The organism is Agarivorans sp. TSD2052 (genome assembly GCF_023238625.1).
Lineage (GTDB): Bacteria > Pseudomonadota > Gammaproteobacteria > Enterobacterales > Celerinatantimonadaceae > Agarivorans.
In genome coordinates this window covers 4074321-4099123 of record NZ_CP096670.1, presented here as the reverse complement: position 1 = coordinate 4099123, position 24803 = coordinate 4074321, and the positions used below count along the sequence as shown (strand labels likewise).

20 protein-coding genes are annotated in these 24803 nt (G+C 44.5%); 14 read left to right on the top strand and 6 right to left on the bottom strand.

The features are described from left to right. Nucleotides 1-216: 216 nt before the first annotated feature. A complete protein-coding gene (locus tag M0C34_RS18740; protein ID WP_248713175.1) occupies nt 217-996 on the top strand; it encodes a PEP-CTERM sorting domain-containing protein in 780 nt (259 codons plus the stop codon). Between the two features lie 60 nt (nt 997-1056). Here the strand turns inward: M0C34_RS18740 and gltS are convergent, their stop codons facing one another. The 3 genes from gltS to M0C34_RS18725 form a co-directional block, all read right to left on the bottom strand. Continuing rightward, complete coding sequence (gene gltS, locus M0C34_RS18735; protein WP_248713174.1) at nt 1057-2280, bottom strand: sodium/glutamate symporter; 1224 nt, start codon at nt 2278-2280, stop codon at nt 1057-1059. Nucleotides 2281-2499: 219 nt separating this feature from the next. Further along, on the bottom strand, nt 2500-3849 hold the full coding sequence (gene gorA / locus M0C34_RS18730; protein ID WP_248713173.1) for a glutathione-disulfide reductase: 1350 nt from the start codon (nt 3847-3849) through the stop codon (nt 2500-2502). 64 nt (nt 3850-3913) lie between these two features. Further along, nucleotides 3914-5917, bottom strand: a complete 2004-nt coding sequence (locus tag M0C34_RS18725; RefSeq protein WP_248713172.1) for an ATP-binding protein — start codon at nt 5915-5917, stop codon at nt 3914-3916. Nucleotides 5918-6104: 187 nt separating this feature from the next. Between M0C34_RS18725 and prlC the strand changes: the two genes are divergently transcribed. The 10 genes from prlC (at nt 6105) to glpG (ending at nt 17897) form a co-directional block, all read left to right on the top strand. After that, the gene (gene prlC, locus M0C34_RS18720) at nt 6105-8138 is read left to right on the top strand and encodes an oligopeptidase A (protein ID WP_248713171.1); all 2034 of its coding nucleotides are present in this window, start codon (nt 6105-6107) and stop codon (nt 8136-8138) included. Nucleotides 8139-8205: 67 nt separating this feature from the next. Continuing rightward, the gene (locus M0C34_RS18715) at nt 8206-9291 is read left to right on the top strand and encodes a mechanosensitive ion channel family protein (RefSeq protein ID WP_248713170.1); all 1086 of its coding nucleotides are present in this window, start codon (nt 8206-8208) and stop codon (nt 9289-9291) included. Between the two features lie 400 nt (nt 9292-9691). Then, entirely contained in the window at nt 9692-11107 is a 1416-nt protein-coding gene (locus M0C34_RS18710) for a DUF4397 domain-containing protein (RefSeq protein ID WP_248713169.1), read from the top strand. Between the two features lie 598 nt (nt 11108-11705). Continuing rightward, complete coding sequence (locus tag M0C34_RS18705) at nt 11706-12824, top strand: branched-chain amino acid ABC transporter substrate-binding protein (protein WP_248713168.1); 1119 nt, start codon at nt 11706-11708, stop codon at nt 12822-12824. A 97-nt stretch (nt 12825-12921) separates the two neighbouring features. Next, nucleotides 12922-13848, top strand: coding sequence for a high-affinity branched-chain amino acid ABC transporter permease LivH (gene livH / locus M0C34_RS18700; protein ID WP_248713167.1), 927 nt, complete (start codon nt 12922-12924; stop codon nt 13846-13848). Beyond that, the gene (locus M0C34_RS18695; RefSeq protein WP_248713166.1) at nt 13845-15116 is read left to right on the top strand and encodes a high-affinity branched-chain amino acid ABC transporter permease LivM; all 1272 of its coding nucleotides are present in this window, start codon (nt 13845-13847) and stop codon (nt 15114-15116) included. Before livH ends, M0C34_RS18695 begins: the two co-directional genes overlap by 4 nt. Then, complete coding sequence (gene livG, locus M0C34_RS18690) at nt 15113-15877, top strand: high-affinity branched-chain amino acid ABC transporter ATP-binding protein LivG (protein ID WP_248713165.1); 765 nt, start codon at nt 15113-15115, stop codon at nt 15875-15877. The genes M0C34_RS18695 and livG overlap by 4 nt, the downstream gene beginning before the upstream one ends. A 20-nt stretch (nt 15878-15897) precedes the next feature. Then, nucleotides 15898-16599 carry an ATP-binding cassette domain-containing protein gene (locus M0C34_RS18685; RefSeq protein WP_248713164.1) on the top strand — a complete coding sequence of 234 codons (702 nt, stop codon included), beginning with the start codon at nt 15898-15900 and terminating at the stop codon, nt 16597-16599. Between the two features lie 129 nt (nt 16600-16728). Continuing rightward, complete coding sequence (gene glpE, locus M0C34_RS18680; RefSeq protein WP_248713163.1) at nt 16729-17055, top strand: thiosulfate sulfurtransferase GlpE; 327 nt, start codon at nt 16729-16731, stop codon at nt 17053-17055. After that, on the top strand, nt 17052-17897 hold the full coding sequence (gene glpG, locus M0C34_RS18675) for a rhomboid family intramembrane serine protease GlpG (protein WP_248713162.1): 846 nt from the start codon (nt 17052-17054) through the stop codon (nt 17895-17897). The genes glpE and glpG overlap by 4 nt, the downstream gene beginning before the upstream one ends. Here glpG and M0C34_RS18670 read toward each other — a convergent pair. Next, on the bottom strand, nt 17875-18276 hold the full coding sequence (locus M0C34_RS18670) for a flagellar basal body-associated protein FliL (RefSeq protein WP_248713161.1): 402 nt from the start codon (nt 18274-18276) through the stop codon (nt 17875-17877). The two genes, glpG and M0C34_RS18670, sit on opposite strands and share 23 nt — an antisense overlap. Nucleotides 18277-18519: 243 nt before the next feature. Between M0C34_RS18670 and M0C34_RS18665 the strand changes: the two genes are divergently transcribed. Then, nucleotides 18520-19065 (top strand): chorismate--pyruvate lyase family protein, encoded by a 546-nt coding sequence (locus tag M0C34_RS18665; protein ID WP_248713160.1) that lies wholly within the window; start codon nt 18520-18522, stop codon nt 19063-19065. Nucleotides 19066-19086: 21 nt separating this feature from the next. Beyond that, nucleotides 19087-19941 (top strand): 4-hydroxybenzoate octaprenyltransferase, encoded by an 855-nt coding sequence (gene ubiA / locus M0C34_RS18660; protein ID WP_248713159.1) that lies wholly within the window; start codon nt 19087-19089, stop codon nt 19939-19941. Between the two features lie 26 nt (nt 19942-19967). Here ubiA and plsB read toward each other — a convergent pair whose 3' ends face one another. Both plsB and M0C34_RS18650 read right to left on the bottom strand, forming a co-directional pair. Further along, nucleotides 19968-22361 (bottom strand): glycerol-3-phosphate 1-O-acyltransferase PlsB, encoded by a 2394-nt coding sequence (plsB, locus tag M0C34_RS18655; RefSeq protein WP_248713158.1) that lies wholly within the window; start codon nt 22359-22361, stop codon nt 19968-19970. A gap of 208 nt (nt 22362-22569) precedes the next feature. After that, nucleotides 22570-23259, bottom strand: a complete 690-nt coding sequence (locus tag M0C34_RS18650; protein WP_248713157.1) for a GntR family transcriptional regulator — start codon at nt 23257-23259, stop codon at nt 22570-22572. A gap of 355 nt (nt 23260-23614) precedes the next feature. Between M0C34_RS18650 and M0C34_RS18645 the strand changes: the two genes are divergently transcribed. Continuing rightward, the gene (locus M0C34_RS18645; RefSeq protein ID WP_248713156.1) at nt 23615-24802 is read left to right on the top strand and encodes an ABC transporter substrate-binding protein; all 1188 of its coding nucleotides are present in this window, start codon (nt 23615-23617) and stop codon (nt 24800-24802) included. The last annotated feature ends 1 nt before the right edge of the window (nt 24803 follow it).

Sequence of the window (24803 nt, the reverse complement as noted above, 5' to 3'; positions counted from 1 at the left end):
GATGTTTTATCGTATGTTTAGCGTAAAACGAGAATAACTGTGATCGATGTCTCTACCAGTCTATTTTGACTGTGTCAACTATTTATACAGTTTATATTATTGATATTGTACCTTTTAATTTACATGCTGTTATGGTGATGATTTTAAAGAGTTTATTTTCGAGGAATGATTTATGCAGTAGAGCAGCTGCAACTTACCTGACGCACGGAGCGCGAGATGAAAATAAAAACAATAAGTACAGTCGTTATTGGAATGGGGCTTATTTGGGCCGCTACTACAGCATCTGCAGCGGTTATCTATGATCAAAATGTCACTAATGAGGTTATTTTTGGCAGTGGTAACGCCAATGGAGCGTTTACTGTTGACCAACAAAATGGCCTTGAATTAGGTTTGAGGGCAAAGCTTCGCTTTGACCAGAATAATCTTCCACAAAACACCTTCAACAGTAATGGTGATGGCACTTACCGGTTTGATAATGTCGCGCCTCCATCTGGCTTTGGTTTTGCTCCTAATTCGCCATCAACAGCCATATGGAATTTTGAGTGGTCAATAAACAGTAATTTTGATGGCAGTGGGGCTAGCTTAGATAGCTTTAATTACCTACTACAAATAGACTTTGACCCCAGTGCTGGGACTAATTTTTTGGCATTTGATCCGATCAATAGTGGCGCTGCAGATCATGCTTTAGGTGATAATACGACTGCTAACGGTGCAGGAATATCTGATCCTACTAATTATGCGGCTAATATCGCTAGTTTACATTTGGCGCAAAACTCTTGGAACATGGAATTCTTTGATGGAGGCCCATATACCTTTAATGCTCTGGATGCAGGGATTTACGATATTGTACTTACAGCCTATGACGGTCAAACTGAGTTAGCAAGTACCTCGATTCAGGTGATTAACGCCAGTGTTCCTGAGCCGCAAACATTATTTACGATGAGTTTAGCCTTGTGTGCTTTAGGCTGGATGAGGCGTAAACGAAGCGCTGCATAGTCAGCTGCTAGAGCGTTAAGAAAAACGAAGCGTAATGCTTCGTTTTTTGTTTTAAGAGACTTAACTTAGAAAACTAATATAAGTTTGCAGCACTATTAGATTCACAATGTCGATGAAAAAGGCGCCAACAATGGGGACGACCATAAAGGCTGGGGGGGATGGGCCGTTGCGTGATACTAAGGCACTCATGTTCATCACCGCAGTCGGGGTTGCGCCTAAGCCGAAACCACAATGGCCGCCAGCAATTACCGCGGAGTCGTAGTCTTTACCCATAAATTTGAAGGTGACGAAACTGGCAAAAATGGCAATCATCACCGTTTGGCAAAGTAGGATGACCAGTAAAGGGAGCGCTAGGTCAAAAATTTCCCATAGGCGCAAACTCATTAAGGCCATCGATAAAAACAGGGATAAGGATAAGGTACCGAGTAAATCAACACATTCGTTGTTGATCTCATAGCGGCCACTGAGCTCACTGGCATTGGCAATGATCACCCCAAAAAATAAAGCATAAACAAAGTCGGGCATTTTGAGCCAACTTAAGGCCAGCTCCGTTTCTATTTGTTTGGCAAATTTGGCCGCGACAACACACACTAATAGCAGAAATAACACCTCTATCACTGACGTTGGTGTTACCAAATCTTCTTCTTTACGGCTATAGGTTACTAAGTCTGGGTGGTTTTTATGGTGTTTCTTTCCCTTAGAAAACGGTGACTCCAATTTATTTTTGTTAATTAGCCGCTGACCTACTGGGCCGCCAATAATCCCGCCCATGACCAAGCCAAACGTAGCGGCGGCCATCGCAAACTCCAGTGTTTGAATGCCGTATTCTTCAGCAAATATCTGAGACCAAGCTGCGCCAGTGCCGTGCCCTCCTGAAAGGGTGATGGAGCCGGCAAATAGCCCCATCATCGGCTCTAAACCTAACGCGGTGGCTAAAATAACGCCAAGTCCGTTTTGTAAAACGATATATAACGAAGCAATGCCCAGAAACACAAATACTTTTCTGCCGCCCTTTAGCAGCAATTTATAGTTGGCCACTAAGCCAATGGTGCTAAAGAACATCAACATAAGGATGTTCTGCAAGGGAAGGGCGAAACGTAGTTCAATACCCTGTAATTTAAGCAAGGTAATGATAATGGCGATGACTAAACCACCGACAATGGGTTCGGGGATATTGTATTTTTTGAGTATGGCCACGTAATGGCAAATAATCCGACCAAGAAATAACACTGTTAGTGCAATTAAAAAAGACTCAAGCTCACCAACGGCATAAACGGTGTCCATATTGACGATATCCTTTAAATAAAAATCAAGGCAATAATTTTATAGTGTAGCTGGCGAAATGCTAAGGGTGAAAAATTTATAAAAAACAAGGTGATCTGTTGTTTAAGGCGGTAAGTGTAAATGAAAATACTGCTGTGGGGCGAAATCGTTACTTGAACATTGTGTTGCTAAAGTAATGGCTAAACCCTAGGTCGGGTTTAGCCATTAAATACAGAGTGTTTAGCGCAGTGTGACGAACTCTTCACCACTGGTTGGATGTATTGCTACACAAGCGTCAAAGTCGGCTTTCGTTGCGCCCATTTTCATGGCTACGCCAAAACCTTGTAGAATTTCATCCATGCCTAAACCAATACCGTGTAGGCCTACCACTTTCTCATTTTCACCGGCACAAATGAGTTTCATTTTAGTGACTTGGCGATGCTGAGTGACAGCGGTATACATTGCCCCAAAGCTTGAGTTGTAAACCTTCACCTGGTCTTCACCAAATTCGGCAATGGCTTCTGGCTCGGTTAAACCGATGGTGCCAATGGCAGGGTGGCTAAATACTACGGTAGGGATCAAGTCGTAATCCATTTTTGCATTGGTTTGGCCATTAAATAGGCGCTCCGACAACAAACGGCCGGCTTTAACTGCAACAGGTGTTAGTTCAACTTTACCGATGTTATCACCGACGGCATAAATGCCCGGAGTGGAAGTATTCGAATATTCATCAACCTTAATGTACCCGCGGTCATCACACTCAACCCCTACACCCTCTAGGTTAATCTTGTCGTTGGCTGGCTCACGGCCAATCGCCCAAATAACCGTATCAACGTGTAAGTTGTTACCGTTTTCGAAACTGACGATTAAGCTACCATCGGCTTGTTTTTCAATGGCTTTGGGTGTGCTATTGGTGTGTAGTTTAGGGCCATCTTCAGCCATAATTTCAACTAAGGTTTCACTGAGCATTGGGTCAAAGCTACGCAATGGCGCGTGTTTACGCACTGCTAGATGAGTGTCGCTACCTAAAGAATGCAAGACACCAGCAAGCTCAACCGCAATGTAACCTGCGCCGATGACTAATACTCGCTTAGGTTGCTCGGTTAGAGCAAAGAAGCCATCTGAGTCGATACCAAGTTCTGCACCCGGTATATTAGGAATGGTAGGGCGGCCACCCGTGGCGATCAGAATATGCTTAGCGCGAATTTTCTCACCGTTGACTTCCACGGTGTTGGCATCAACAAATTTAGCAAAGCCATTGATGACAGTAACGCCGTTGTTACCTAATACTCGGTCATAAGAGCCATGGATGCGCTTAATATAAGCTTCGCGACTAGCTACTAGGGTTGACCAATCAAATTTATTTACTTGAACGTCAAAGCCGTAATCAGGGGCGTAACGATGAATTGCTTCAGCCACTTGGGCACCAAACCACATCGCTTTTTTAGGTACACAACCCACATTAACGCAGGTTCCGCCTACATGGCGAGCTTCAACTAACGCCACTTTTTGGCCATACATCGAGGCACGGTTAGCCGAGGCAATACCGCCGCTGCCGGCGCCAATGCACAAATAATCAAATTCTTTCATTAGGGGTCTTACTCCGTGTAGAGCCAAAATATTGCAGCAGTATAGCCTGTACTAGAGCCTGATGTTAATCAGCTTTTTGAGCTTGATAAGGCAAACGAATAGAGAAGTGCACACCTTCATTGGGTTTACTGTCAAAGGCTATATGGCCTTTCAGCAATTGCACTACTAGATTGTAAACGATATGGGTGCCTAAACCACTGCCGCCTTGGCCACGTTTTGAGGTAACAAAGGGGTCAAATATTCGCTTGGCTATATTACTATTAACACCGCGGCCTGAGTCTTTGAAATCGATATGTAGTTGGTCATTTTCACGAGAGATATTGATGTCAATACGTTTCTCTCCGTCCCAACCGTCAAATCCATGCCTGATTGAGTTGATAATCAAGTTTGAGTAAATTTGGGTAAAGCTACCGGGGAAGCTGTAAAGCTCGAGGTCGTCGTCGCAATTAACCTCTATTTGGCAACCTGAACGGCGTATTTTATGCCCTAAAGAGGTAATAACTTGATGCACGTTCTCGTTGAGATTAAAGGTGTAACAAGCTTCAGAGCTCTGGTCTACAGCAACTTGTTTAAAGCTGCTAATTAAATCAGAGGCCCGCCTTAGGTTGTTAAGGAGCAGTTCGGTAGACTGATTTAAGTTTTGAATTAGTTCTTCCATGAATTTACGGCTGAGTTTGCCCGTTTCGACATTTTGGGCGAGTTGTTTACCTTGCTCCTGCAAGTATGAGGCGGCGGTAACACTAATACCGATGGGGGTGTTAATTTCGTGGGCCACACCCGCCACTAAGCCACCAAGCGAAGCCATTTTTTCTGCTTCAACCAGCGATTGTTGGGCATTTTTTAGTTTATCGAAGGCGTTGGCCAGCTGTAAATTGCTTTCTTCAAGGCGTTCGGTGCGAGATTGTACTTTTTGTTCAAGCTCGTCGTTAAGGGTTTTAATCTCATTTTCAACCCGTTTCAGTGGAGTAATGTCATAACCAAAAGCAATCATGCGTGATACATGGTTGCCTTCGTAGAACGGCACAAAAGTCCACAGCAAGGTGTATTGATTGTTGGCTTGATCGGTGAGGGTGAGTTCTTGGTCTTGAATAACCCTTAATTGGCGTAAATCAGCTTCAATTTGCTCGCGCATATCGTTGTCGATAAACACACTTAACCAATTTTGCCCTTCTAATTCTTCTTGATGAAAGCCCGTTAGCATCACACCCGCTGGGTTGGCGGTAATGACATTCAGTTGATTGTCTAAAGTAACAATTACCGCGTTACTGGCGTTGATCACGGTTGCTGAGAAGTCTCGTTCATGAGCGAGTTGTTCGGTGGCTTTGAGTTTTTGGGCAAATTCATGATCAATTTTCTGCGTCATCTGGTTGAGCGTGTTAACCAGCTCTCCCAATTCGTCGTTACGTAGTTTTCCACCGGTTTCTAGCTCGAGTGGGGCGCCTAGGTTATCTAGGTCTAAGTTACGGGTATAGTCAACGATGGTATTGAGATGGCGAACAATCACGTAATAGATAATGAACAAGATACCAATCGATACCACTAAAGTCTTAATGGTTTGGCTAATTAGGATCAACATGGCTTTTTGCCATAAACGCTCGTAAACTTGTTCTAACGAAGCGGCAACAAACAGCTTACCTACCATCTCACCTTGGTATATCAGCTCAAACTCTTGGGATAAATCGTAGCGATCAGCCGAGCGCCCCCGAGCTAATAAGGGAACTTCCGAAGAGCCTAAAATTTCTTTTACCAGCACATACTGCATATTAGGCAAATTCATAATGCCTTCTATTTGCACTTCAACTTGTTCTTCATCTAAATTCCACAAACTGGCAGCAATAGGTTGTAAAAAGCTGACTTCGATTTGGTCAATGCTTTCTTCAATAACTTGCACATCTTGTTTGTAGTCGTAGCTGAGTTGGATCAGGGTAATGATAATGGCCAGCAAAGTAGAACAGATGAGTATATAGGACAACATGCGCAAGGAAAGGCTGCTAGAGCCTTTATGTAGTGCTAGTTTTCTCCACAAACTGTAATTATCTGCAGTAGTGGTATCTTGGTTATTATCCATTAATCGATGAGTCCCGTTGGCCTAGGTTATTGATAAACCAAGTAACCAAAATAATCCTTAAGGAAATCATAGTCTAATTCGAGGCTATGTAAAATGTTCAAATTGTGAAACGTGGGTTGATTTACAAATTAATAACCCCAGATTAAGTTATTCTAGTTATAGTTTCTTCAGTCCTAAAGGATCCCCTATGAGCAATCCCTTACTTGATTTACCCGGATTACCTCCGTTTAGCCAAATTAAGCCAGAACATGTGCAGCCTGCGGTAGAGCAAGTGATTGAAGAATGTCGCGCTACTATCGACCGAGTACTTGAGGAGCCGATCGCTACTTGGCAAAACTTCATTCTGCCCTTAGATGAGGTGAATGATCGCCTAAGCCGTCTTTGGTCGCCAGTAAGCCATTGTAACTCGGTAGTGAATAGCCAAGCCCTGCGTGAAGCTTATGAAGCATGTTTGCCAATTTTGTCTGAGTACAGCACCTTTGTGGGTCAGCATGAGGGTTTATATCAAGCTTACAAGCAGCTAGCCGCCAGTGATGCTTTTGCTGAATATAACTTGGCTCAACAAAAATCGATTACTGATGCGCTGCGTGATTTCGAATTATCGGGTATTGGCTTAGAAGCCGAGCAGCAAAGCCGCTATGGTGACATAGTGAAGCGGCTGTCTGAAATATCCTCACAGTTTTCCAACAATGTGTTAGATGCTACCTTGGCATGGCAAAAACATATCAGCGATGTTAACGAACTTGCTGGTTTGCCCGAATCAGCCTTGGCTGCAGCGAAACAAGCCGCCGAATTAAAAGAACTTGATGGTTATTTATTAACTCTTGAGTTTCCTAGTTACTTACCAGTGATGACTTACGCAGATAAGCGAGAGTTGCGTGAAGAAATGTATCGCGCTTTCAGCACGCGCGCTTCTGAGCAAGCGAGCACCGAACAAAAATTTGATAACACTGCCATTATTGATGAAGAGTTAGCATTGCGTACCGAGCTGGCCCAGTTATTAGGTTTTGCTAGCTACGCCGACAAGTCTCTAGCGACCAAAATGGCCGAATCACCTAGCCAAGTACTGGGCTTTCTTAATGACTTGGCTGCCCGCTCTAAACCACAAGCCGAGAATGAATTAGCCGAGCTGCAAGCCTTCGCTAGCGAGCACTATCAAGTTGCCGAATTAGCCGCTTGGGACATGGCTTATTATTCTGAAAAATTGAAGCAGCACACTTACTCAATTTCTGATGAGCAGTTACGCCCTTACTTCCCAGAAGATCGTGTATTAGGTGGCTTATTTGAAGTGGTGAAACGCTTATTTAAGGTGACGGTGACCGAGAAGCAAGGTGTTGATACTTGGCACTCAGACGTACGTTTCTTTGACATTAGCGATGAAACCGGCGAGCTACGCGGCTCCTTCTACCTAGATTTATACGCGCGAGAGCATAAACGTGGCGGAGCATGGATGGATGGCTGTATCGACCGTCGAGTAGATGCGCATGGAAAACTGATCAAACCGGTGGCCTATTTAACCTGTAATTTTAATAAGCCAGTGGGGGATAAACCGGCCTTATTTACTCACGACGAAGTGATTACCTTGTTCCATGAATTTGGCCATGGCATTCACCATATGCTGACTAAAGTAGACGAAGCTGCCGTATCCGGGATTAACGGTGTAGCTTGGGATGCGGTCGAACTACCTAGCCAGTTTCTAGAGAATTGGTGCTGGCAGACTGACGCTTTAGCTTTCATTTCTGGTCACTATGAAACTGGCGAACCCTTACCCCAAGCTTTGCTAGATAAAATGCTTGCGGCGCGTAACTTCCAATCGGCGATGACCATGGTGCGCCAATTAGAATTCTCGCTGTTTGACTTCCGTTTACACTATGAAGCTGCCGATGGCCGCAGTGTTCTTGAACGCTTGAACGAAGTGCGCGAGCAAGTATCGGTGATTAAGCCACCAAGTTTTAACCGTTTCCAAAATAGCTTTAGCCATATTTTTGCTGGTGGCTATAGCGCGGGTTATTACAGCTATAAATGGGCAGAGGTATTGTCGGCAGATGCTTTCTCAAAATTTGAAGACGACGGTATTTTCAACTCTGAGACTGGCTTACACTTCTTGAGTAACATCTTAGAAAAAGGTGGCTCTCAAGAGCCGATGGAATTATTTAAAGCCTTTAGAGGAAGAGAGCCGAAAGTGGATGCTTTATTGCGCCACTCAGGTATCGCCGCGTAAAGTCGTCGGCTAACTCAATCTTATTAACGCGGCTTCGGCCGCGTTTTGTTTATAAAGAGACGGATCTATGTTTGAAGAGTTTTCCCAGTGGTTAGAGCAAGAACAAGCCCAGTTAGCGACCTCTAATTGGCTGTTTGACGTGTTTGTGGTGTTAGGCATTACCTTGTTAGCGTTTATTGTGTGGCGCGTATTGGCGGCGCGTTTAAGTCGTTTAACCCAAAAAACCACAACGGTATGGGATGATGCTATTTGGTATTCGTTGTGGAAACCGATCAATTGGTTGATAGCTGTCGTCGGTCTCTCGCTGGTGGCGGTGGCGTTTGCCAATGCGCTTGATTCTGACTTGAAACCAGTGATTCCAGTCGTGCGACAAGTATTGATTGTTTTTCTACTCGCCTGGGTAGGTATGCGCTTTGTTCGCCGTGCTGAGCGCCAGCTAATTGCTGTGGGCAAAGATCAAACCACCGTGCATGCGGTAGCAAAACTGTGCCGTGCAGCCGTCATTATTTTACTCATGTTAGCCGTGTTTCAAACCCTAGGCTTTAGTATTTCAGGTGTATTAGCCTTTGGTGGGATGGGCGGCCTAGTAGTGGGTATGGCTGCCAAAGACTTGTTGGCTAACTTTTTTGGTGCCTTAATTGTCTACTTCGATAAACCCTTTAAGGTGGGCGATTGGATCCGTTCTCCAGACCGCAGTATTGAGGGTACCGTAGAGAACATCGGCTGGCGGGTGACCAAGATCCGCACCTTTGATAAACGCCCTTTGTATGTACCTAACGCGATTTTCTCTAGTATTGCAGTTGAAAATCCAAGCCGTATGAGCCACCGACGGATTAAAGAAACCATCGGTATTCGTTACGATGATGCGCCGAAAATGACCAAGGTCGTCGCAGAGGTAGAGTTGATGCTGCGTCATCACCCAGAGATCGATACCAGCCAAACTCTCATGGTTAACTTCAATAGCTTTAATGCCTCGTCGTTAGACTTCTTTATTTATACTTTCACCAAAACAACCGATTGGGTCAAATACCACCAAGTTAAACAAGATGTACTCAATAAAGTGGTTGAAATTGTGGTTGCCAACGACGCTGAGTTTGCCTTTCCTACCCGCACTTTGCACTTGGCTTCACAAGTAGGGAGTGACGTGTCTTAGTATTCGTTACCGTATTGGTTGTCGCCTGGCTGGCAACCAATACTGCTCTATTTTTCTCTGAACTTACTCACTGCTATAACTCAACTAAGCTTCTCGTCTCCAAAATAATGTTTAAGCGGTACGTTTATCTGCCTTGAATGCCTATCTGCAAATATGGAGTTTTGGTTGAATCGACCGCTGTTGGCTTTTCGTTGGCGGGCTTGCTCAGTAATATCCAATCTTGTTTCTGCAAATGAGTTCTTCAACTAAACCAAATCAAAGGCTAGCCGAACTTAAGCGCTTAAAGATGTTTGAAGGCTTGTTGAATGCGCTTTCATCATCAATCAAGTCATCCAGCCTAGGTTGCGGATGAGGATGGCAGAAATCTGACGTTTCCCCGTATTATGGAGTAGTTATGTTTATGAGTAAGTTATGGAAACTTGCGGTGTTAGTGCTAGTTAGTATCACTCTAGTGGCTTGTGATTTAAGTAACTTTCAAATCGGTGACGATGATGAAGATGAAAGCGCGACTTCTAGCACGGGTTATTTTCGATTTGTAAATTTAGTTCCAGCGTCGCCAGATATAGAGCTCATCATGGATGAAAACGCATTTGCCCAAATTGGCTTTGCTGAGTCCAGTGCTTTAACTGAGTTGAGCACGGGCAGTTATGACCTCGAGTTTAATCAGATTTTACCGAACACAGAGTATGCTCGCTTCACCGACGATGATGAGATCACAATAAAGAAACAGTATATTCATTCGTATATTCTGTATGGAGAGGATCCTTTTTCCCCAGAAGTGCTAACAATTCAAACCGATGTTGACGACCTATACGATGACGAATACGACGACGGACAAGCGAGAATACAGTTTTTTCAAGCATCCAGTGAGTTAGCGAATGTAGATATTTATCTCGTTGATGAAGGGGGTAATTTGCTTAATAAATCGGTGACCAGTTCGCTGAGCTATATGGGGGAATCTGAAGAGCTAGATGTTGACCAGGGTACTTATAAAATTATAGTCACTGAGTCAGACACCAGCTCTATTGTCATAGCAGCGGATAATATCAGCCTCGAAGCCGCTAGTTCATACATTTATAGTGTGGTGAGTTATTCGGTTGCAGGCAGTAATACGCTGCGCTACGCGGTGGTTGAATGTGATGAAGATGAGGCACGATTGATTACCAATGATGCCCAACCTGCTTATCTTAGAGTAAACAATGCTATTGCTAATACCGAAGCGATAGATATTTATTTCGATGATGGCTCCGGTAAACAATTGCTGTTTACCCATCTAGACTTTGGTGATTTGTCTGCTGAAGCAGAAATTACGATTAGTGATGTGGATGACGGCGATAGCATGACATTTTATATGTATGATTTTGGAGCGGATATTGATACCGACTCAGCATTAGCAGTGGAAAGTTTTGAGATAACGACAGACTCTCAAATCACCATTATTGCAGCCGGTGATAGTGACGAAGACCTGACGCTAAATGACCAAGTAAATGATCTGAGTATCATTGCCACCCACGGTAAGCTCATTTTCACCCATGCTATTGATAATGAAGATTCAGAGTCTTTAGACATTGTGGTGGTGGCCGATGGCGCTAACCCCAGTAATTATGAAGCGGTAGTTACTCTGACTTACCTCGGCTCTGAAGAGTATCAGATTGAGCAAGGAGACTATGATATATACATATATGGTGAGAGCAGTGGTGACTTGCTGCTTGAATATAGTCTAAGCAATGTAGAGGAAGGCGATGTGGTTAACTTAACCGCTACCGAAAGCGCCTATGGCGGAGCACCCTACGACATGCAAAGAGTGTTCTATTAGTTTAAGTACAACGCTCGTTTAAACGAGCGTTTTTGGTGTCCACTTTTTCACTCTACACAACGATTCATCTCGGCGGATAATGTCAGTTTACTGTGCATATTATGGTATTCACACTGGCCAGTGTTGCTCTGAATACTAGATATTGACGCTGCATAAATATTCCAAAAGTTAGCGTAATATTTCATTACTAATGGCAAGGGAAAAGCTAAAGTGGCCTGTCTACTGCTTATTGGCTGTGCATTTATGCTGCAAAGAAAACCAAAATCCCGTATCAATATTAGTAATCCACCATAGTTGTAGCATATTTACAAAAATTAAGGGTTAAATGCCTTATTTGTGATCCGTTGTGGGTTAAATCTCTACTTTTTTGGTTTTCTATGCTGTTTGTGGCTGGTGGTTCGCTTGTTGAGCAGAGTTATGGTCGGCGAAAAAACCAGTGCGAACCTACTCTGCTGATCCTTCCTCTTGTTAAACACTGTGAGTATAAGGTAAAACAGGAACCACTGAGGTGATTACTGGGGATAGCTTGGCTTTGCCAGCTAGCGCATCATCTCTGCAAACATACATAATATAACAAAAAGCTAACATGGAGTTTCTAATGACTAAATGGAAAAAATCAGCTTCCGGCTTAGCGGTTTCGCTAGCGTTATTTGGTGCTGTGTCTGTAGCTAACGCTGCTGATACTATCAAGGTTGCAATTGCAGGCCCTGTAACCGGTCCGGTTGCTCAATATGGTGACATGCAATTTGCTGGTGCAGGTATTGCTGTTGAGCTGCTTAATCAAGCGGGTGGCATTGAAGGTAAGCAAATTGAAGCGGTAGTGTACGACGATGCTTGTGAACCAAAACAGGCGGTAGCCGTAGCCAACAAAATCATCAATGATGGTGTTAAATACGTAATCGGTCACCTGTGTTCTGGCGCGACCCAACCCGCGTCAGACGTTTATGAAGACGAAGGCGTATTAATGATTACTCCTGCGTCAACTAGCCCTGATATCACCAGCCGTGGCTACCAACTTACTTTCCGTACTATTGGTTTAGATAGCGACCAAGGCCCAACTGCCGCTCGTTACATTATCGACAAAGTTAAACCTGAGCGTGTTGCGGTTATTCATGACAAACAGCAATACGGTGAAGGTATTGCCACTTCAGTAAAAACTGAACTAGAAACTGCGGGTGTTAAAGTGGTGGCCTTTGAAGGTGTAACCGCTGGCGATAAAGATTTTTCTGCGCTTATTTCTAAACTAAACAAAGAGAAAGTGGATTTCGTTTATTACGGTGGCTACCACCCTGAACTTGGTGCCATTTTGCGTCAGTCAGCAGAGAAAGGCCTTAAGGCTACCTTTATGGGTCCAGAAGGTGTGGGTAATAAAGACATCTCGGCTATTGCAGGTGAAGCCTCAGAAGGTTTACTGGTTACCCTTCCTAAGAAATATGACTTAGACCCTGCCAACAAGCCTATTGTTGATGCCTTAGTAGAGAAAGGTGATGACCCAACTGGCCCGTTTGTATGGACAGCCTATGCGGCTATGCAATCTATTGTTGCTGGTGTGAGTGCTGCGGGTGATGATCCTGAAGCAGTCGCTGAATACCTACGTAACAACAAAGTTGATACGGTAATGGGACCACTACAGTGGGATACTAAAGGCGACCTTAAAGGCTTCGACTTTGGCGTATTCTCTTGGCATGCTGACGGTTCTTCGTCTGCCGCTAAGTAATTCCGTAATGATGCACCGACTAGCTTTTGCCTAGTCGGTGTTTTCCGTTTTAAAAGACACTTAATTGGTGGTCTAGAGCCACTAGATTGGGGCAGCTATGTCTGAGCAATTTTTCTATTTTTTTCAGCAGTTAGTCAATGGATTAACCATTGGTAGTACCTATGCGCTGATCGCCATTGGTTACACGATGGTGTATGGCATTATCGGCATGATTAACTTCGCCCACGGTGAAGTGTATATGATCGGTAGTTACGTCGCATTTATTGTGCTCGCTGCTTTATCACTCATGGGATTAGATTCCTTACCGATTTTGTTATTTGGTGCGTTTGCAATAAGCATCATTATTACCAGCGCCTATGGCTGGACCATCGAAAAAGTCGCTTATCGACCGGTACGTGGTGGTAACCGTTTAATCGCCCTGATCTCGGCGATTGGTATGTCCATCTTCTTACAAAACTTAGTGCGCCTCTCGCAAGGTAGCCGAGATATTGCCATGCCAAGCTTAATCTCTGGTGGTTGGTCTTTCGGCCCCGAAGATGGCTTCAATTTAACGATTTCATACATGCAGTTGGTTATTTTTGTGGTGACCTTTGTCACGATGATTGTACTTACCACTTTTATTACTCGTTCACGCATGGGGCGTGCTTGTCGAGCATGTTCAGAAGATATTGGCATGGCTAATTTATTGGGTATTGATACCAATAAAGTCATTTCATTGACCTTCGTTATTGGTGCTGCACTTGCGGCTGTCGCGGGGGTATTGCTAGGCATATATTACGGGGTGATTAATCCGTATATCGGCTTTATGGCTGGGCTAAAAGCCTTTACCGCAGCAGTATTAGGCGGCATTGGTTCGATACCTGGAGCGGTAGTGGGTGGTTTGCTACTGGGCATAACTGAAGCGATTACCGCTGGTTATTTTAGTACTGAGTACAAAGATGTGGTGTCGTTTGGCCTGCTGTGTTTTGTATTGTTGTTTATGCCAACCGGATTGCTAGGTAAGCCGGAGGTAGAAAAAGTATGAGTAAGCTCAATCTTTCTGGCGCCTTGATTTCAACCATCACGTTTATGTTATTGGCAGGCTGGTTACTGGGTATTCGTATGGAGCCGAGTAGCAGTGGTTTAAATTTAGCTCTCGCAGATGAGCAACACCTAAAATGGTTGTTTATCGGTATGGCTGCAGTATTTATCAGCCAGTTATTACACCCTTTGTTGTTTGGTAAGGCTAAACCTCGGGGCGCAGTCAAAAAGTTCAACTTTAAACTGCCTAGCCCAGAAGAAAGCCCCAAAGCTTATCGCTTAATGGTGTCATTTGCGCTAGCGGGCGCCATTGTATGGCCCTTTATTGTCAGTCGTGGCTCGGTGGATTTAGCCACCCTAACCTTAATTTACGTGATGCTTGGTTTGGGCTTAAACGTAGTGGTAGGTTTAGCGGGTTTGCTTGATTTAGGTTACGTGGGCTTTTATGCGGTTGGTGCATACACCTATGCGTTGTTAAGCGCCGATGGTTTTGGCTTTTGGACATGTTTACCTATTGCGGGTGGCATGGCAGCCTTGTTTGGCTTTTTACTGGGCTTTCCTGTCTTACGCTTACGTGGCGATTATTTAGCGATTGTGACCCTCGGTTTTGGTGAAATTATTCGTCTATTGCTGAATAACTTGACCCACCTTACTGGTGGTCCTAATGGTATTAGCGGGGTGCCGAAACCTACTTTGTTTGGCTTAGAGTTTAACCGAAGACTAAAGGGTGAAGGTTTCGATACCTTCCATAACTTTTTTGGTATTAGCTACAACTCGCAGTATAAAGTTATCTTCTTATACTTGATGGCTTTATTACTGGTCGTGCTCACTATTATTGTGATTAACCGCCTATTAAGAATGCCCATTGGCCGCGCTTGGGAAGCCTTGCGTGAAGATGAAATTGCTTGCCGCTCTTTAGGCTTAAATCCAACCGTGGTTAAGCTTACTGCCTTTACTATTGGTGCTGGTTTTGCTGGTTTTGCTGGGAGTTTCTTTGCTGCCAGACAAGGCTTCATTAGCCCAGAGTCTTTCACCTTTATTGAGTCAGCCATTATTTTAGCGATTGTAGTACTAGGGGGCATGGGCTCACAAGTTGGTGTGGTACTCGCGGCAATTATTATGACGGTATTACCTGAAATGGCGCGCGAATTTAATGAATACCGTATGCTGATGTTTGGTTTAATGATGGTATTTATGATGATTTGGCGACCACAGGGTTTATTGCCGATGTCTCGTCCTCACATTGAGTTAAAAGAGGGGGCCAAGGCATGAGTAATATATTAGAAGTTAATGGCCTTACCATGCGTTTTGGTGGCTTACTGGCAGTAAATAATGTTGCACTAACGCTTAAAGAGAAAGAAGTCGTATCGGTCATTGGCCCCAATGGCGCGGGTAAAACGACGGTATTTAACTGCCTAACTGGTTTTTATAAACCAACCGCCGGCCAAATTTTATATCGCGGTGAAGCGTTGCAAGGTCTTGCGGGGCATCAAATTGCTCGTAAAGGCATCGTGCGAACCTTTCAGCACGTTCGTTTGTTCAAAGACATGAGCGTGGTTGAAAACTTGTTGGTTGCTCAGCACCGCCATTTGAATACTAATTTCATCGCGGGTTTGCTGAAAACGCCGAGCTTTAAGAAAAGCGAAGCGGACGCCTTGGCATTTGCTGAGTACTGGTTAGCCAAAGTGGGTCTTACCGAGTTTGCTAACCGTAAAGCCGGCAACTTGGCTTATGGCCAACAGCGCCGTTTAGAAATAGCACGCTGTATGGTGACTCGCCCTGAAATTTTGATGTTAGATGAGCCGGCAGCGGGGCTTAACCCTAAAGAGACCGACGATCTTGATAATTTGATCATGGATTTACGCGCCAATGAGTCCGTATCTGTATTGCTGATTGAGCACGACATGAAACTGGTTATGGGAATTTCTGATCGGATTTACGTGGTAAATCAAGGCTGTCCTTTGGCAAATGGTACGCCAGAAGATATTCGTAATAACCCTGAGGTTATCAAAGCCTATTTAGGTGAATTTTAAGGCTGAGGGACAAGCAACTAATGTTAGAGTTAAAAAATGTTTCAACGCACTATGGCCCTATTCAAGCCCTGCACAATGTAAATGTGCAGGTGAATGAAGGCGAGATAGTTAGCCTTATTGGCGCTAATGGTGCAGGCAAAACCACTTTGCTTATGACCTTGTGTGGTGATCCAAGAGCCAGTAGCGGCCAAGTATTGTTTGATGGCAAAGACATCACGCATAGCCAAACCCATGACATTATGCGTGGCGACATAGCGGTAGTGCCAGAAGGGCGTAGAATATTCTCTCGTTTAACCGTGGAAGAAAATCTACGTATGGGAGCGTTTTTTGCGACTAAGCAAGAAACAGAAGAGCGTATCGAAGAGATGTATAACTTGTTTCCACGATTATTGGAGCGAGTTAGCCAGCGTGCCGGAACCATGTCGGGTGGTGAACAACAAATGCTGGCCATTGGCAGAGCGTTAATGAGTAACCCTAGGTTGCTGTTGTTAGATGAACCTTCACTGGGGTTAGCGCCGATCATCATTCAGCAAATTTTCGATATTGTGGAGCAACTGCGGCAACGTGGAATGACCGTATTCTTAGTTGAGCAAAATGCTAACCAAGCCCTACGTTTAGCCGATCGTGGTTATGTGTTAGAAAATGGCCGCATTGTGTTGGAAGATACCGGTGATAATTTGTTGGTAAATGAAGATGTTCGCAAGGCCTACTTGGGCGCCTAAGCCACAAATGGAATAATACTAAGCAAGCTTCGGCTTGCTTTTTTTTATCGCTTATCCACGTAAACGATGTGACTTTTTCTTTGCTATAAAACCAGTTAAAGTGAAGGAAATATTCAGAAGAGAGTTGCCATGGAACAGTTTCAACAAATCGATGTGAGCGGTGCCCAAGATAAGATTGCGAATGATGGCGCTGTGTTATTAGATATGCGTGATCCTCAGTCGTTTTCGCAAGCCCACCCGGTTGATGCTTTTCACCTGAGCGATGGCAGTTTAAATAAGCTGATTTCTGAAACAGAATTTGATACCCCGCTGATTGTGATGTGTTACCACGGTATCTCTAGCCAAGGCGCTGCTCAATATCTGCTGCATCAAGGATTTGAAGAAGTGTATAGCCTACAAGGCGGCTTTGAAGCATGGCGCACTGTGGCGCCTATTGAAGCGGGTGAAGCTGAGTGAAGCAGCTTATAGTAATGAACAACCCAAGGGTTGCCCAAGCCTACGTTGATTATATGGCGGTGCTAAAAATAGAATGCTTGTTAGCGCCTGCAGAGCAAGGCGTAGCGATATTTCTAAAAGATGAACAACACTTAGAAAAAGCTGAATACGAGCTTAAGCAGTTTTTAAATAACCCCAACGACCAGAAATATTTAGCCGCATCTTGGAAAGTGGCTGATAGCCGTAAAGCGTCTTTTTCTTATGGTGGCTCAGGGGTTGTTAAGAATGCATTTTTAGCCCATGCGGGGCCTGTTACCTTAGCGGTGTTAATCATATCGGCGCTTGTATATGCTTTTATGAGTTTAGGTTTTGAACGCTACCTGATTGAGCATCTCACGATTACTCCCCGTTTGGAGCAATTGGCCTCAGTCGAATTTTGGCGAGTGATTACCCCCATATTTTTACACTTTTCTATTATCCATATTGTGTTTAACGGTTTGTGGTGGTGGCAACTCGGCGGTGAAGTCGAACGTCAGTTAGGTAGCTCTAAGCTGCTACTTATCACCTTGGTGGCGGCCATTATTCCCAATGTGGCGCAACTGTTGGCTAGCGGGCCATACTTTGGTGGCTTATCAGGGGTAGTTTATGCACTGTTAGGCTATTGCTGGTTTACGGGTTGGTTAAGGCCTAAAACGGGCTTGCAACTTAGTCCAGCAATAGTGGGCTTTATGTTGGTGTGGCTAGTGATTGGTTTTATGGATATAGTCGGCCCATCTACCGCTAACTTAGCCCACTTGTTCGGTTTATTCGTGGGCTGTGCTCAAGCAATATTTGACAAGATTACTGATAAAGGTACTTCGTAAATAACAGTTTGCTAACCAATTTTTTACCGGTTTCTTGAACGAGTAAATCATTGACCGCCTCTTGGCAAAGCACTCTTATTTCTTCGCGGCCTTTCAGTGACTTGATATCTTCTTCGCGCTGGTGGCCCAAAATTTCTATGATCGCGTCACGAATCAGTGGCGCGTGATGTTCAATACTGCTTAGGGCACTTTGATTCTCTACCATGACTTCAGCAGTAACGCGAACATAACCCAGCTTCTTACCACTACTTATGTAGTTAGTAATAATGTCTGGCTCAAACCCAAAGTAGGCATAACTTGGGTTACCCGCTTCTTGGCTATTGGCGAGGGCTGAGAAAAATAAGCTACCGCATAACAGCAGTGTGTGGGCAAATTTCATGCGACGTTCTAATCCTTTGCTAGTCTTGGTTTTATTGTTTCTACTATACGATGATAGGTCAAGCACTAAGCGCATATTTAAACTATAGCTTCTCTTTAGCTCAGCATATCTACTACAGGCTTAACTATTGATAATGCGCCTAATATAGACTTAGCAAGAATAGCATAATAGGGCGAAAGGATAGTTTACTTTAATCCTTGAATTACCGGATAATATGGCTATAACTCTTTTACAAGTATAGCCGTGAACCTAAACAAGAATCCACCTTGTGGCGCCGAAGGCGTTTGGCATTTACCCCAAAAGGTGGAGTTAAGTAGTCACGTTTTAGCCGATTGGCTGCTCTATCCTGGGTCGCTTACTGCCCGCTTGCGTGAACATTGCCAACATTTTTCGATAAATGTGTTGTTTGAAGGTTACCAAGAAATTGCTGAGCATGAGCGAATGTCATTAGCCTGTGCAGGGCCCTATTGGATAAGAGAAGTACTGCTGCTTTGTGATGGCAAGGCATGGGTGTTTGCACGAAGTATTATCCCCCAAAGCTCCTTGGAGGGCGATGCCGCAGCGGTGAGCCAGCTAAATAATAAACCTTTAGGTGAATTGTTATTTACTGAAAAAGGCCAAAGACAAAGCTTAGAGATAGGCCTAATCGACAAAGCGTCAAGTATTTATCAGTATGCTAATGACAATGTTGCGCTGTGGGGCAGACGTTCTCGGTTTATACTCGATAGTGCGCCACTGCTAGTTGCAGAGGTTTTTCTTCCCGATAGCTTGGCATATAGCAAGGAGTAGTAAGTGCAAGGAGTGGCAAGAATGCGTCCCTATTGGCAGCTAATGCGGGCCGATAAACCTATTGGTACCTTGTTGTTGTTGTGGCCTGCGTTGTGGGCTCTGTGGCTGGCAGCTGATGGCGTACCTGATCTGTCGGTATTAGCAGTATTTGTATTGGGCGTTTTTCTAATGCGCTCTGCAGGCTGCGTAATTAACGACTATGCCGATAGAAAGGTAGATGTTCATGTTGAACGTACTGCTCAGCGCCCCTTAGCGACCGGTGAAGTGACTGAGAGAGCCGCCTTACTGTTGTTTGCCGCTCTTGTCGGCTTGTCTTTTTTATTGGTGCTTACTCAAAATACTTTAACCATTGTATTGTCAGTCGTGGCGTTGGGCCTTGCCGCTTTATACCCATTTATGAAACGGGTTACCCATTTGCCGCAATTGTTTTTGGGCTTAGCGTTTAGCTGGTGTATACCAATGGCTTATGCCGCTCAAACTGGCCAAATCGCAAACGAAGCTTGGTTATTAGTATTCGCCAACGTATGTTGGACCATTGCTTACGATACTAAATATGCAATGGTGGATAGAGAGGATGATTTAAAGATCGGTGTTAAGTCTACCGCTATCTTATTTGGCCGATTTGATAAGTTGATTATTGGCGTTTTGCAGCTGGTCTGTTTGTTGTTTTTTGCTGCGATTGGCTACTATAAACAGTTAGGCTTGAGCTTTGATATAGCATTACTGGGAGCCGCCGCTTTATTCGTTTATCAGCAAAAGTTAATTCGCTATCGGCAACGAGAAGCCTGCTTTAGTGCATTTCTTAATAATAACTACGTAGGTTTAGTATTGTTTGCTGGTATAGCCAGCCACTATTTGTGGCTGGCATATACCTGATAATGTTATTGCTTGGCTTGATCGGGCTAAGCCTCTAAATCCAATAATTCACTGATTGAATCATAAACGCCATCGGCCAGTAATGGAGACAGCTGAGCAAACAAATTATTGGCGTGTTCAGGGGCGGTGTAGCCTTGTTCACGAGCCAGTGCCAACAAATTGGTGGTGATGCGCTTGTCGTAGTATTCAGGGGCATCAATGTTATGTAGCTTGGCAAGGCGTTGAGCCCCCGCTAATGCTTGTTGTTCTAGCTCTGTGCGCTCTAGATGTGGACATTTAGCGAGTAACGCCGCCACAATCGCATAGCGGTGTAAGCTTTCTTGCGCTATTTGAGCAAGCAGCAATAAGCGACCACGCCGATGATTATCAATTTTAAAGCAATCATCACTTTCACTAATTAATTTAAGTGACACAAACTCAGCCAAGTAACGCTCGATAAGTTCACTCATATCACTAGCTTGATAGTGCATAAACAGCTCGCCTTTTAATAAAGGGTAAAGCTGCTCCATCAGTGTTACCAATTGGCTGCGGCCTAAACGGCGATGCTGAAGCAAAGCCGTGGCGATAAACGCAGGAATAATCAGCAAGTGAATAATATTATTGCGATAGAAATTCAGTAATACCTGCTGCTTCTCATCTAAGCCCACTATCTCACCAAGGTAATCACTGCGAATTTCAAACTTATCTAAGCTAATCGCTTGGTCTAATAGGCTTTCAGCGTCTATGTCTGGCAAAGTGACATGGCTGCTGTAGGGCACATTTTTGATCAACGTGGTGCATAGTGTGAGTTGCTTAACCAGCTGTTTGCGCGGCATGGCGCGGTTTTCGGCCGCCAGTAAAATAATGGCGCTCAAGCACAAGCCGTTGACCGCCGCAGCACTGTTAATATTTTCCATCAGTTGGTTGGATATGTCGTTTACTGCAGGCACTAACCAGCTGGGTTTTAGCCCATCTTCAGGGTGGTCTCGCCACTCGGGTGCCAGTTTATTTAGGCTATGATTTAGATTAATCGGTTCGCCAAAGTTGACGTAACCATGGCCAAAATTGCGCAGTTTTCGCAGCATACCAAATAATGACAGTAACGATTCTTTGTCTTTGGTTTTGCCTTTTAGTTCTTTGTAGTAAGTACCAACTTCCATAACGTGCTCGTAACCGAAGTAAACCGGCACAATCGTCACTGGCCGTTCTAAACCGCGCATCATCGCTTGCACTGTCATGGCTAGCATGCCAGTTTTAGGCGGTAATAAACGTCCGGTTCGGCTGCGGCCACCTTCGGTGAAGTATTCAACCGAGTATCCGCGGCTAAATAATAGGCCTAAGTACTCTCTAAAAACCGTGGAGTAGAGTTTATTGCCTTTAAAACTACGGCGAATAAAGAAAGCACCAGCGCGGCGGAAAAATGGGCCTGCCGGCCAAAAGTTTAAGTTAACCCCGGCTGCGATATGCGGTGGTACCATGCCTTGGTGGTAAAGCACATAAGATAATAGCAGGTAGTCCATGTGGCTACGGTGACAAGGTGCGTAAACTATCTCATGCCCTTCTTGAGCTAACTGGCGTACTTTTTCAGCATGGTTAACCTCAATGCCAGAGTAAATTTTGTTCCAAACCCAACTTAATACCGAATCGGCCATGCGTAGATTACGATAAGAAAAATCTGCGGCAACTTCTTCAAGATATTTTAACGCGCTTTGTGTTGCTTCAGCCTTGCTGATTTTCTTAGCGTTAGCTTCATCTTCGATAGCATTACGAATGGTCGATGAAGCGAGCAACTGCTCAAACATATGACGACGATTTGGCAGTTTAGGACCCGTAGCAATCATTTGCATACGGCTAAAATGGATACGTGCAACCCGGGCGAGTTTATGGCCTATCCGCTTATCTGAGCCCTGTCTTTGCGCCATGTCTTTTAAGGATACTGGCCGACTAAAGCGAATGAGGTTTTCCCGCCCTTTAAAGACCACTTGGTATATTTTCTTCAGGGTTCCCGCGGGGCGAGTAGGCTTACCCCCCATCAGATCTTCAACACTCTCTCGGCCAGGGTAACGGTCCCAAAATAGTTTCACCGGAATGAGCTGAGCATTGTGGCTCTCATCACTTCGGTGAATGCTTAAGGCTGCTGTGAACTGCTCAATCGTCGCCTCGAGGGTTTCGCCATTGCCATCAACCAAAAAGGCCACCCGTTGGTGGGCTTGGCCAGCAAACATTACCGGGTCAAAGGGATCGGGCAGGCCTAGTTGCTTACAAGCGAGTTGCAAGGTGAGTACGTCAGCTAACGAATTGCTAGGGATCACGTAAATGATTGGTTGAGATAAATCTAAATCAAACTCGTTAATCGGATTCTCTGGAACAAATTTTCCGCGAGTAAAGAAACCAATAATTGTACGTAAAACCGCCAATATTGGAGAAGGCAAATGTAACATCTGAAAGAGCTTATAGTGGTTAATTAATACAAGGCATAGGGTAGCAGACTTATCAAATTTTGGCTTTGATTTGATGCAAACCCTCAGTAATTCATGTTGAGACAATTCTCTCGGTGTGGTCGATATTAGATACCTTTAGTTGGCTAAAATGCGGGTCAAAATATGCCAAAGGTAGCGCTGAGGCTAAACTTTTGCTTAATCCGCATGCTTATGACGAAAAAATGCTGGCCAAATCGGGGGTTCCTTCTTGGCGATGGTCTAAATTGATATTGGCCTTGATATGGTGAATATGCTCACGCATTAAACTCACCGCTAGGTCTTCATCGCCCTGGCGTATAGCTTGGATAATTCTAGCGTGCTCATCATCTCGGCAATTGCTCATACCCACCGAGCCAAACATAGCAATAATCAATGATGATTGGGTGACTAAGTCTTTTACTAGTCGAAGCATCACTGCGTTGTCAGCTATTTTCGCTAAACTGATATGAAACTGCCCTGATAGAGTAATGGCTTTACGCCGATCGCCTGCGTGATGGGCGTCAGATTCTTGCTGCAAGTGTTGTTCTAAACCATCAATGTCTTTAGCGGTGGCGCGTTGCACTGCTAAGCGGATCAGCGATGGCTCAATGGCTAGCCGGGTTTCAAACACATCATGTGCTTGCTTGGCGGTAGGGCTGGCTACAAATGCGCCTTTATTTGCATGAAGCACCACCAACTCGCGGTTTGCTAACATCAATAAGGCACGACGCACTCGCATTCTTCCCACACCAAAGGCTTCGCATAACTCTGATTCAGCCAGTTTAGTTCCGGGGGCCAGGCGTTGATCGATGATGGTCTGGTAAATGCGCTCTACGATCATTTCTTCTTCAGCGGTATCTGATGTTTTATTGTTGGTCATGAGTTCGTATTAACCATCCTTGAGATTAAAGCTGTGCTGCATTTTAAGTCACTGTGCACTATTTTCATCCAAATTCTACTCCATTTATCTTTGGTTTTGTTGATTGCTGATGTTGCCTTAGTATTTGATTCCCTTCAAATCGCCCGAATATAAGGGCTTCAAGCGTAGATTTCGAAAACTCATAACGAGAAGCTAAGTATGGCATGTGGCTTGCTTGTTAACAATCGATATGATTAATCGTTAACAATACTTTATTCATTGTTAACAATCATTGTGTTTCAAGGAATATAAAGAACCATCACTTTTTTGTTGTTTAGATTTAACCATTAATGTGTGCCTAAAAGGAGTTCATACAATGCAATATCGTAATTATATAAAGTACGGCCTGCTAGCGAGTGCTATCAGTATGACTTGTTCAACCATCGCTTTTGCCGCTAATCCAGTACTTAAAGTTGGCTTTGTCGGAGTAACATCAGGCCCTGCAGCAGCTTGGGGTATTTCTAATCAGCGTTCAATGGAAACGCGCGCAGATTGGATCAACGAAACAGGTGGTTACACCATTGGAGGCACCACTTACGACATCGAGATTGTTGCCTTTGATGACCAGAAAGATCCTAAGCGCTCAATTGCTGGTATGGAGAAAATGGCGCAAGAAGGTATTCATTATGTGGTGGGACCGAACGTAGATGATGGCGCCGCGGCAGTGCGCCCAGTGGCTGAGCAAAAGGGCATTATGTATTTCCCTTACGCTTTCCCTAAGTCGCTATATACCAAACCAGCTTCTAATGCAGTACTAGGCATGGTGGCCAACTACCAGTCTGGCCCCGCGATTTACCAGTACCTGATCGACGAGAAAGGCATCAAAAAAGTCGCCTTTGTTGCAGCCAACGAGTCAGACCCCTTAAGTCAGCGTGATGGCGGTGTTGCAGCGGCTAAAGCACTTGGTTTAGAGGTGGTGTCTAGCAGTGTGACTTATCAGGTGGATACCACCGATTTTACCCCAGTGTTGCTGCCGGTGATTAAGTCTCGACCTGAGCTGTTGGTATTATCGGGTGTGTCGCCAGCAAATGCACCGCAGTTAATTCGTTCAGCGCGTGAGTTGGGCTATACCGGGCTTATTTCAACGGAAACGGCTCAAGATGCTAACGTTTTGAAAGAAGGTGCGGGCAAACTTGCCGACGGTTTTATTTCAGTGGGTGGTGCGTCAACGCCTGAGCTAGCGTCAGATAAAATGCGTGAGTTTGTAGAGCGTTACACCAAGAAATTTGGTGAGTATAACGATGAGTCAAACACTAAGGTTTATGCGCTTGAGTACATCCTTGAAACGCTAAAAGCTAACCCCGCAGCGATGAAAGACGTAGCGGCGTTCCAAGCAACGATGGATACCTTTGAAGCGCCTAACCCTTACATGGTGGGTGATGCCAAGTTGAGCTATGTGGGTATGTCTTCATTTGGTCAAAAACGCCAAGTAGCGGTACCACTCGTGGTCAATGTTTATCGTGATGGCCAATTTGAAACCTTGTTTGTAGCCACTGTTGATTAAA

Coding starts and splice junctions, on each gene's coding strand:
- M0C34_RS18670 (WP_248713161.1), bottom strand. CDS start 18,276: ATGAAATTTGCCCACACACTGCTGTTATGCGGTAGCTTATTTTTCTCA.
- M0C34_RS18710 (WP_248713169.1), top strand. CDS start 9,692: ATGAGTAAGTTATGGAAACTTGCGGTGTTAGTGCTAGTTAGTATCACT.
- livG (WP_248713165.1), top strand. CDS start 15,113: ATGAGTAATATATTAGAAGTTAATGGCCTTACCATGCGTTTTGGTGGC.
- M0C34_RS18685 (WP_248713164.1), top strand. CDS start 15,898: ATGTTAGAGTTAAAAAATGTTTCAACGCACTATGGCCCTATTCAAGCC.
- M0C34_RS18695 (WP_248713166.1), top strand. CDS start 13,845: ATGAGTAAGCTCAATCTTTCTGGCGCCTTGATTTCAACCATCACGTTT.
- M0C34_RS18650 (WP_248713157.1), bottom strand. CDS start 23,259: ATGACCAACAATAAAACATCAGATACCGCTGAAGAAGAAATGATCGTA.
- M0C34_RS18645 (WP_248713156.1), top strand. CDS start 23,615: ATGCAATATCGTAATTATATAAAGTACGGCCTGCTAGCGAGTGCTATC.
- glpE (WP_248713163.1), top strand. CDS start 16,729: ATGGAACAGTTTCAACAAATCGATGTGAGCGGTGCCCAAGATAAGATT.
- gltS (WP_248713174.1), bottom strand. CDS start 2,280: ATGGACACCGTTTATGCCGTTGGTGAGCTTGAGTCTTTTTTAATTGCA.
- plsB (WP_248713158.1), bottom strand. CDS start 22,361: ATGTTACATTTGCCTTCTCCAATATTGGCGGTTTTACGTACAATTATT.
- livH (WP_248713167.1), top strand. CDS start 12,922: ATGTCTGAGCAATTTTTCTATTTTTTTCAGCAGTTAGTCAATGGATTA.
- M0C34_RS18725 (WP_248713172.1), bottom strand. CDS start 5,917: ATGGATAATAACCAAGATACCACTACTGCAGATAATTACAGTTTGTGG.
- gorA (WP_248713173.1), bottom strand. CDS start 3,849: ATGAAAGAATTTGATTATTTGTGCATTGGCGCCGGCAGCGGCGGTATT.
- M0C34_RS18705 (WP_248713168.1), top strand. CDS start 11,706: ATGACTAAATGGAAAAAATCAGCTTCCGGCTTAGCGGTTTCGCTAGCG.
- M0C34_RS18715 (WP_248713170.1), top strand. CDS start 8,206: ATGTTTGAAGAGTTTTCCCAGTGGTTAGAGCAAGAACAAGCCCAGTTA.
- prlC (WP_248713171.1), top strand. CDS start 6,105: ATGAGCAATCCCTTACTTGATTTACCCGGATTACCTCCGTTTAGCCAA.
- M0C34_RS18740 (WP_248713175.1), top strand. CDS start 217: ATGAAAATAAAAACAATAAGTACAGTCGTTATTGGAATGGGGCTTATT.
- ubiA (WP_248713159.1), top strand. CDS start 19,087: ATGCGTCCCTATTGGCAGCTAATGCGGGCCGATAAACCTATTGGTACC.